Below are 8,417 nucleotides of genomic sequence, written 5' to 3'. Positions count from 1 at the left end.
GCTCAACTGGCTGTTCATAACCGTAAATATAATGCTTTTCCTATGCGTCCGCTTAAATGGCAGTCACCTAAAAAGGTACTGCATGATTTTTTGTCCCTCGGTGTAACATATCTTTGACAAACCTACATTTTTCAAAAAAGTCGTCTATTTAAAATCAGAGTAAAAATTCCATATGCGGGTATAATATCCATGGCTACAACTGCAGAAAAATGTTTTATGACGCTGGAGGGCAGATTATGTCTTTAATTAGAACGGACTTGGCGCTTGAAGCACATGAAAGTGCAGCGCGTTCGGGCAAACCGGACGGAGTTGTTGTCGAGAAATTCAGCCGCGGCGGAATCAACGTATCAAGGGTAAAAGTCATTGACGAGCGCGGCGAACAGGCTATTGGAAAACCTGTGGGAACATATGTCACCGTTGAAACAGGCAAGCTTGACAATGTTGGGGGCGACGAATACAACGAGGCGGTTGAAGCTGTGGCGGATGAAATAAAGGAAATCTTAAAGAAAGCTGGAAACGGCCTTGTGCTTGTGGCCGGGCTGGGCAACGCTGGCATGACCCCGGATGCACTTGGCCCCCGCTGTGTCAAAAACATACTGGTAACCCGGCACATCGCCGGTGAACTTACAAAAATCGAGGGGCTTGAAAGCCTGCGGGCTGTCGCCGCCATAGCACCGGGGGTACTGGGTCAAACGGGCGTCGAAACAGGTGAAATCATCAAGGCGATAGTGGAGCGTATTCACCCCGCAGCGGTGATTGCCGTCGACGCACTGGCCTCACGAAGAACCTCAAGACTTGGCAACACTATCCAAATCGCCGACACCGGTATCAACCCGGGCTCCGGAATCGGCAATATGCGTTTTGCAATAAATCAGGAAACCCTTGGTGTTCCGGTTATCTCAATCGGCGTGCCCACGGTCGTCGACGCAGCGACGCTTGCCATAGACGTGCTTGAGGGTGCGGGTATCGAAACGCCTCCCAAGGATGAGGAACGGATAAGGGCGTCGATAGACCCGGACGGCGTATCGCTTTTTGTAACACCGCGTATGATCGACCTTATCGTTGAGCATGCTGCATCCCTTGCGGCGCTTGCGATAAACCGCGCGCTGCACCCCGGGGTATCCGTCGAGGATATCAACAAACTTGTCAGCTAAACCAATGTTTAAACTAATCCTGAAAACAAAAGGCCGGACAGTGACTGCGCCGCGCCTTGTCATAAAATAATCGCAGATCGAGGTTTTTATGAGCACCAGGCCCTTTAAACAAAGAAAAAAAACAAGAGTAAAATACTATGAGGCACCGCCTAAAAGCCGGGCGGCTTATTTTTTCGCGTCTTTTTTTATCACCGCATTTTTTCTATTGTCCATAATAGGGCTTTATATCGTAAACAAGAATTCAATGCATGTCGGTTTCGGCATGGACGTGCAGGCTTTTTCAATTTCAGCCACAAGCACGAGGTACGAAGTATCTGTTGTCGGAAAGCGTTTTTCTGTCGATAAAAACAGCATCGCCGCTGCTCATTCTGTGATAGAAAGGCTAAAAACTATAAAACTGGAGAGCGAGCCTGAACCGTTTTATTTCTTTGATGTCCTCAAAGAAGGAATAAAAGCCTCGGAATTTGAACTTCTGAAATACTATGATCCCATTAAATCAGGCTGAATAGCAATAGAGCAGCTAAAGATGCCTGCATTGCTAACTTCGCGGTTTATGATATAATATATATGTTTAAAAACCGGAAAAGGCCTTATATTCCCACTTGAGGTGAGATATTTGCAACAGGATCACATTCGCAATTTTTGCATAATAGCACATATTGACCATGGCAAGTCTACTCTTGCCGACCGAATTATTGAAATGACCAGAGCAGTTCCCCAGCGTGAAATGGAAGAGCAACTGCTTGATAATATGGAACTTGAGCGCGAACGCGGGATAACAATAAAGGCCCGCGCTATAAAACTTAATTATACCGCCAAGAACGGCGAGGAGTATGAGTTCAACCTGATTGATACGCCGGGCCACGTCGATTTTAACTACGAGGTGTCCCGTTCTCTCGCGGCATGCGAGGGGGCTATTCTTGTAGTCGACGCGTCACAGGGCATTGAAGCGCAGACGTTGGCTAATACTTATCTTGCGGTTGACCACGGCCTTGAGGTTTTGCCTGTTATCAACAAGATTGACCTGCCAGCCGCTGACCCTGAGCGTGTCAAAAAGGAGATCGAGGATGTAATCGGCATTGATGCATCAAACGCCCCGCTTATTTCCGCAAAGAATGGTATAAATATTGAAGCCGTACCAGAACTTATCGTCAAAGGTATCCCCGCCCCGAGCGGCGATGAAAACAAACCGCTCAAGGCCTTGATATTCGACTCTTACTATGACAGCTATAAAGGCGTTATAGTATACATCCGCGTAATGGACGGCAAAATCCGCCCCGGCGACCGCATAAAGATGATGTCTACGGGAGCAGAATTTGACGTTGTTGAGGCAGGTTATATGCGTCCTACATGCCTTGAGCCAGCAGATGAGTTAAAAGCCGGGGAAGTCGGATATTTTACGGCAAGCATTAAGAATGTTGCGGATACACGTGTCGGCGATACTGTAACTCTGGCTGAAGGCGGAGCAACTGAGCCTTTGCCCGGATACAAAAAGGTAAACCCGATGGTTTACTGCGGTATTTATCCTGCTGACGGCTCACATTATGAGGATTTGCGCGACGCTTTGGCAAAACTCCAATTAAACGACGCCTCTCTCTCCTTCGAGCCGGAAACATCCGTTGCCCTCGGATTTGGATTCCGTTGCGGCTTCTTAGGGCTTCTACATATGGAGGTCATTCAGGAACGTCTTGAACGGGAATTCAACTTAGACCTTATTACGACCGCGCCAAGCGTATCCTACCGGATAACGCTCACAAACGGCGAGGTCCAGTATATTGATAACCCGACCAACTATCCGTCGGCGGACAAAATTGCAAGTGCAGAAGAGCCGTTTATCAGTGCGCATATCTTAACCCCTGCCGAATATGTCGGCAACATTATGGAGTTATGTCAGGAGCGGCGCGGAATCTACAAAGGTATGACCTACATCGAGTCAACCCGTGTGGATATGAATTATGAACTGCCGCTTAATGAAGTTATCTACGACTTTTTCGACGCGCTAAAGTCCCGCACGCGGGGATACGCTTCCTTCGATTACGAAATACTGGGATACCGGCCCTCAAAGCTTGTAAAACTCGATATCCTCTTAAACGGGGAAGTTGTGGACGCCCTTTCCTTTATTGTGCATGCTGACAAGGCATATGCAAGAGGGCGCAGAATCGCCGAAAAACTCCGCGACAATATCCCGCGCCAGCTTTTTGAAGTGCCTATTCAGGCAGCAATAGGCGGTAAAATCATCGCCCGCGAAACCGTCAAGGCATTGCGCAAGGACGTTCTCGCCAAGTGCTACGGCGGCGATATCACCCGTAAAAAGAAGCTGCTCGAAAAGCAAAAAGAAGGCAAAAAGCGGATGCGCCAGCTCGGAACCGTTGAAGTTCCCCAAGAAGCCTTTATGTCCGTACTCAAACTCGACTAACCGGCTGCGCCGCGGCCGGCTCGCGCCAGGCAAAGCCGAGGGGTAGGTTTGTTATAATTTCAACCTTTCACCTTGCGGACGGTAGTATTCAGCTTGTACTGAGGCAAGCCGCGGCCAATACCGGCGGCAGATTTCGGACAATTACTTATATAATCATATAGCGCGCGGATGAAATCAGGTGAATAAAATGCGCGGAAGCTCACCGGCTAATACAGTCGGAATCTATATTCATGTGCCATTTTGCGAAAACGGCAAATGCCCGTACTGTGATTTCTATTCTTTAACCTTAACTGAAGAATTAAAAGAGAGATATATAAAAGCGGTGGAGCGGGACTTAAAAAAATGGTCGGTCTCTGCAAAAGGCAGGATTGCCGATACCGTATATTTTGGCGGCGGGACGCCTTCTTTGCTTAAAGAAGACCTGGCCCGCCTGTTTCTTTGTGTGAAAAAATATTTTCATGTGGCTGATAATGCGGAGGTTACTTTCGAGGCAAATCCGGCGGGTATTGACTTTGACCTGCTCAACGTGCTGCGCAGCGCCGGTTTTAACCGCCTGTCCCTCGGTATGCAGTCGGCGCAGGACAGCGAACTTGCCGCGCTCGGACGGCGCCACAGGCGAAAAGACGTTGCGGCGGCGGTTGAAAATGCCCACCGGGCGGGCTTTGACAATATCTCTCTTGACCTTATGCTATGTGTGCCAAACCAAACGAAAGAAAGCCTTAAAGAGTCTGTCGATTTTGCCGCCTCGCTTTCACCGCGGCATATTTCGGCGTATCTCCTTAAAATTGAGCCCGGGACACGCTTTTCTGACATCAAGGATTCGCTTAACCTGCCTGATGAAGATACACAGGCGGACATTTATCTCACGGCCTGCGAGCTGCTCGAATCCAAAGGCTTTTTACAGTATGAGATATCGAATTTTGCCAATAAAGGCTTTGAATCAAAACACAATCTTAGGTACTGGGACTGCGGCGAGTATCTGGGGTTTGGCCCTGCGGCTCATTCCTTTTTCAATGGAAAGCGCTTTTATTACACCCGCAGCTTAGAGGACTATATTATTGGTGCAGGCCCGCAGGACGACGGCACCGGCGGGACATTCGAGGAATATGTCATGCTGCGGCTGCGGCTGCGGGATGGAATCAATGAAACTGAATTGAAAAAGCGTTACGGAAAAGACTTTTCCTGCTTTGATACGCAGAAAATATCGTTGCTCGTAAAAGATGGGCTGATACAAAATGGGCATGGGCGGCTTGCTCTGACGAGAAAAGGTTTTCTTGTCAGCAACTCTATAATCAGTGAACTGCTTTATGGCTGATAATTTACTTTATATTATAATCACAAAAAAGCGGCGGCTGTAGAAACAGCCGCCGCCTGTTTTATTGGCAAGGTACCACCGCAGTATTTTGTGAAATCTAAATAATCACGTATTCAGCCGTATCGCTTCTTCTGCAAGCCGCTCGATGTCCTCGATATGTGCGAGCCTTCCCGCTTTTTCTCTCAGCGACGCCGCACCATCAAGCCCTTTCATGTACCACGCCGCATGTTTGCGCGCCTCACGAATGCCCGGATACTCTCCCATCACGCTGCAAAGCAGCTTTATATGCTCGACCATAACCCGCATGCGCTCTTTAACATCAGGATTGGTTTCCACCTTTCCGGTTGAAAGGTATTCTTCTATCTGGCGGAAAATCCACGGTGCGCCGAGAGCGCCGCGCCCCACCATCACAAGGTCAACCCCGGTCTCGTCATACATCTTTTTCGCCGACTCTGGACTTGTCACGTCACCGTTGCCTATCACTGGGATTTTGACCGCCTCTTTGACTTTCCTGATGATTTCAAGGTCAGCATAAGGCCGATACATCTGTTCGCGCGTCCGCCCGTGTATTGTTATTGCCGCAGCACCCGATTCCTCCGCTATATGCGCCATCTCGACGGCGTTTACATGTGCGTCATCCCAACCTTTGCGGATCTTCACCGTAACCGGAACCTTTACCGCCCGGACTACGCTCTCAATGATTTTTCCGGCGAGCAGCGGGTCCTTGAGAAGTGCGCTGCCTCCCCCATTCGACACTATCTTTGGCGCGGGGCAACCCATGTTGATGTCAATTATGTCAGGGCCGTATTCTTCCGATTTAACCGCAGCGGCCGCCATGACCTCTGGGTCATTGCCGAAAAGCTGTATAGCCATCGGCCGCTCTGCGTCAGTTACGCTCAGCAACCGGGCAGTTTTTCTATCCGACATACAGAGCCCTTTCGCGCTGGCCATTTCACCGACTACATAGCATGCACCGAATTGCCGGCAAATTGTCCTGAATGCTGTATCGGCAACCCCAGCCATAGGGGCAAGCGCCGCGTATCCTTTTATATCAACGTTTCCTATTTTCATTTAAAAATCACCTTTTACATATCTGCATTTATATTCTTCCTATATTAAATACCTTTTAATTTTAACTCAAATCGCTTAATATGTAAAAGCCTATTGCCAAATAATAATCAACAAGCATGAGCGCAAAAATACCCTCCGCATTGTTTTTGCTGGCAAAGTTCCGGCGTTTTATTGATTTATGTTACAAAATAATCTATGATACTGTTATAACATTAAATTGATGATACCCATTTGTCAAATTAAAGCTGCATAAATAAAGGGGGATTTTTCGTGGAACGTGAGGACGTTTTGCGTTTTGTAGAAGACAACAACGTGAAATTCATAAGGTTTCAATTCACCGATATCGGCGGCATAATGAAAAATATCGCCATCAACGAAAGTAACATTGAAAACGCTTTGGATGGCACAATTTTCGACGGGTCTTCCATCGAAGGGTTTGCAAGAGTCGGAGAATCGGATATGCTCTTAATTCCAGATCTATCGACGCTGAACATTATACCTTGGAGGTCTCAGCAAGGCAAAGTCGCGCGCTTTATAAGCGATGTTTTCCTGCCGGACGGAAGGCCATTTGACGGCGACCCGAGATATATACTCAAAAAGACGCTCGCAAAAGCCGCCAAAGAGGGTTACACTTTCGATGTCGGTCCGGAATGTGAATTTTTCCTGTTCCATACAGACGATCGTGGCCTGCCGACAACCCAAACGCATGATACGGCAAGCTACTTTGACCTGGCACCTATTGACCTTGGAGAAGACGCGCGCCGCGAGATGTGCCTTGTTCTCGAGGAAATGGGCTTCATTATCGATGCAAGCCACCACGAGGCCGCAGCAGGACAGCATGAAATTGATTTCCGCCACGACGAGGCTCTAAAAACGGCCGACAACATTATGACGTTTAAAATGGTAGTCAAAATTATAGCCCAGAAGCATGGCCTCCACGCTACTTTTATGCCAAAGCCCTTGAGCAACGAGGCTGGCAGCGGCATGCACATCAATATGCAGCTCTTTAAAAACGGTCAAAATGTATTTGCTGATAATACCGACCCTATCGGCATCTCTAAAGAAGCCCGTCACTTTATCGGTGGAATCTTCAAACACATAAACGGCATCACCGCCTTGACTAACCCCCTTGTAAACTCATATAAAAGGCTTATCCCGGGCAACGAAGCGCCAAGCTATACCACATGGTCCCGCAATATCTGCGGTCCGCTTATCCGCATTCCAATAGTGCGCGACGGCAGCGCGAAATTGGAACTTTTAAGCCCCGATGCAGCCTGCAATCCATATCTTGCCCTGTCTGTTCTGCTCGAGGCCGGACTCGAAGGCATAAGGGAAGGCATTGAACCGCCCGCAGAAATTACAGAAAATCCGATGAATATGAGTGCCGAACGTATGAAGGAATTGGGAGTCAAGCGCCTGCCAGAATCCCTCGGCGACGCCCTGAAAGCCTTTGAAGCGGACGAACTTATAAAAAATACCCTCGGCAGATATACTTTCAGCAGATACCTTAGCATAAAAAGGGCTGAATGGGAAGAATACTGCCGTCAGGTTAACGAGTGGGAACTTGAGCGTTACCTCAGTATCTATTGATTTTTATAAACCGGTTCTTGAGGAGTGATATTTTTGGGCGACGGCGTGCTCGTGGTTTGCAGCCAGCAGAAGCTTGCAAAACAGCTTACGACAATATTGGCTTCAGTACTGCCAGGGTTACATACCATCGCCGATTCAGGCGCCCAGGCCCGCCGCCTTACCAGTCTTACTGAATTTGCGGCGGTTCTAATAGCCGGACGGCTGCATGATGAAACCGCCACAGATTTGGCTTTAGGACTGTCCAGCAACGGGGTTGAGCGGATTGTAATAATTGTCGACCGCGCAGCCCTTGCTGATACCCATGAGTTACTTGACGGAACAGGCGTAACAATACTTTCAAAGCCCTTGACAAAAGACGCTCTTATACAAGCCATAAAGCTTATCTTAAAGGTTGGCAGTGGCAAGGGCGGCATATTTGAAAAGGCAAAGCTTATGCTCGTTCAGCAAAAACACTGGACAGAGCCCCAGGCTCACCGATATATACAAAAGTTGAGCATGGACAAAAGATTGCCGCGGGATGTCACTTCCCAATACGTCATTAGAGCTTTGGAGAGGGAAAAAGAAAAAAGCTCGAAGAATGAGTCCTTGCTTTTTCAGTAATAGGACGCTAATTTGTAATTCAATTTTTTATCTGTATACAGTATAACAAGATAGCTGCGGCGCTTTATAATGGCAAGAGCAGTGCCTAATTCATACTTTGCGAAACAAAAAAAGCAAGCTGGAGACAGCTTGCTTTTAAAATTAGTGCCGGCACCGACCTATTTTCCCAGGCGGTCGCCCGCCAAGTATCTTCGGCACTGATGAGCTTAACTTCCGTGTTCGGAATGGGAACGGGTGGGTCCTCATCGTCATAGGCACCGGCTATATTCTA

The 8,417-nt window shown here is 48.2% G+C and carries 7 protein-coding genes and 1 rRNA gene; 6 read left to right on the top strand and 2 right to left on the bottom strand.

The window, feature by feature from the left end:
* Positions 1–236: 236 nt before the first annotated feature.
* The 4 genes from gpr (at position 237) to hemW (ending at position 4,885) form a co-directional block, all read left to right on the top strand.
* Positions 237–1,154, top strand: a complete 918-nt coding sequence (gene gpr / locus V6C21_RS03850; RefSeq protein ID WP_034838606.1) for a GPR endopeptidase — start codon at positions 237–239, stop codon at positions 1,152–1,154.
* Positions 1,155–1,359: 205 nt separating this feature from the next.
* Positions 1,360–1,659: a hypothetical protein gene (locus V6C21_RS03845; RefSeq protein ID WP_479268378.1), complete on the top strand. Its 300-nt coding sequence runs from the start codon at positions 1,360–1,362 to the stop codon at positions 1,657–1,659.
* A 111-nt stretch (positions 1,660–1,770) separates the two neighbouring features.
* Entirely contained in the window at positions 1,771–3,570 is a 1,800-nt protein-coding gene (gene lepA / locus V6C21_RS03840) for a translation elongation factor 4 (protein ID WP_479268377.1), read from the top strand.
* Positions 3,571–3,757: 187 nt separating this feature from the next.
* Positions 3,758–4,885 carry a radical SAM family heme chaperone HemW gene (gene hemW / locus V6C21_RS03835; protein ID WP_479268379.1) on the top strand — a complete coding sequence of 376 codons (1,128 nt, stop codon included), beginning with the start codon at positions 3,758–3,760 and terminating at the stop codon, positions 4,883–4,885.
* A gap of 105 nt (positions 4,886–4,990) precedes the next feature.
* Here the strand turns inward: hemW and dusB are convergent, their stop codons facing one another.
* Positions 4,991–5,956, bottom strand: a complete 966-nt coding sequence (dusB, locus tag V6C21_RS03830) for a tRNA dihydrouridine synthase DusB (protein ID WP_034838603.1) — start codon at positions 5,954–5,956, stop codon at positions 4,991–4,993.
* A 270-nt stretch (positions 5,957–6,226) separates the two neighbouring features.
* On the opposite strand from dusB, the gene glnA reads away from it, so the two are divergent.
* Both glnA and V6C21_RS03820 read left to right on the top strand, forming a co-directional pair.
* The gene (gene glnA / locus V6C21_RS03825; RefSeq protein ID WP_479268376.1) at positions 6,227–7,546 is read left to right on the top strand and encodes a type I glutamate--ammonia ligase; all 1,320 of its coding nucleotides are present in this window, start codon (positions 6,227–6,229) and stop codon (positions 7,544–7,546) included.
* 24 nt (positions 7,547–7,570) lie between these two features.
* The gene (locus V6C21_RS03820; protein ID WP_479268375.1) at positions 7,571–8,146 is read left to right on the top strand and encodes an ANTAR domain-containing protein; all 576 of its coding nucleotides are present in this window, start codon (positions 7,571–7,573) and stop codon (positions 8,144–8,146) included.
* A 145-nt stretch (positions 8,147–8,291) separates the two neighbouring features.
* On the opposite strand, the gene rrf is transcribed toward V6C21_RS03820, so the two are convergent.
* Positions 8,292–8,408, bottom strand: a 5S ribosomal RNA gene (gene rrf, locus V6C21_RS03815).
* Between the last annotated feature and the right edge of the window lie 9 nt (positions 8,409–8,417).

Source organism: [Clostridium] cellulosi, from assembly GCF_036762875.1.
GTDB lineage: Bacteria > Bacillota > Clostridia > Oscillospirales > Ethanoligenentaceae > Ruminiclostridium_D > Ruminiclostridium_D cellulosi.
The sequence above is the reverse complement of the archived record's forward strand: the minus strand, read 5'-3'. Positions and strand labels throughout refer to the sequence as shown.

Excerpts from the sequence above, each read along its gene's own strand:
- gpr (WP_034838606.1), top strand. The coding sequence starts at position 237 with ATGTCTTTAATTAGAACGGACTTGGCGCTTGAAGCACATGAAAGTGCA.
- hemW (WP_479268379.1), top strand. The coding sequence starts at position 3,758 with ATGCGCGGAAGCTCACCGGCTAATACAGTCGGAATCTATATTCATGTG.
- dusB (WP_034838603.1), bottom strand. The coding sequence starts at position 5,956 with ATGAAAATAGGAAACGTTGATATAAAAGGATACGCGGCGCTTGCCCCT.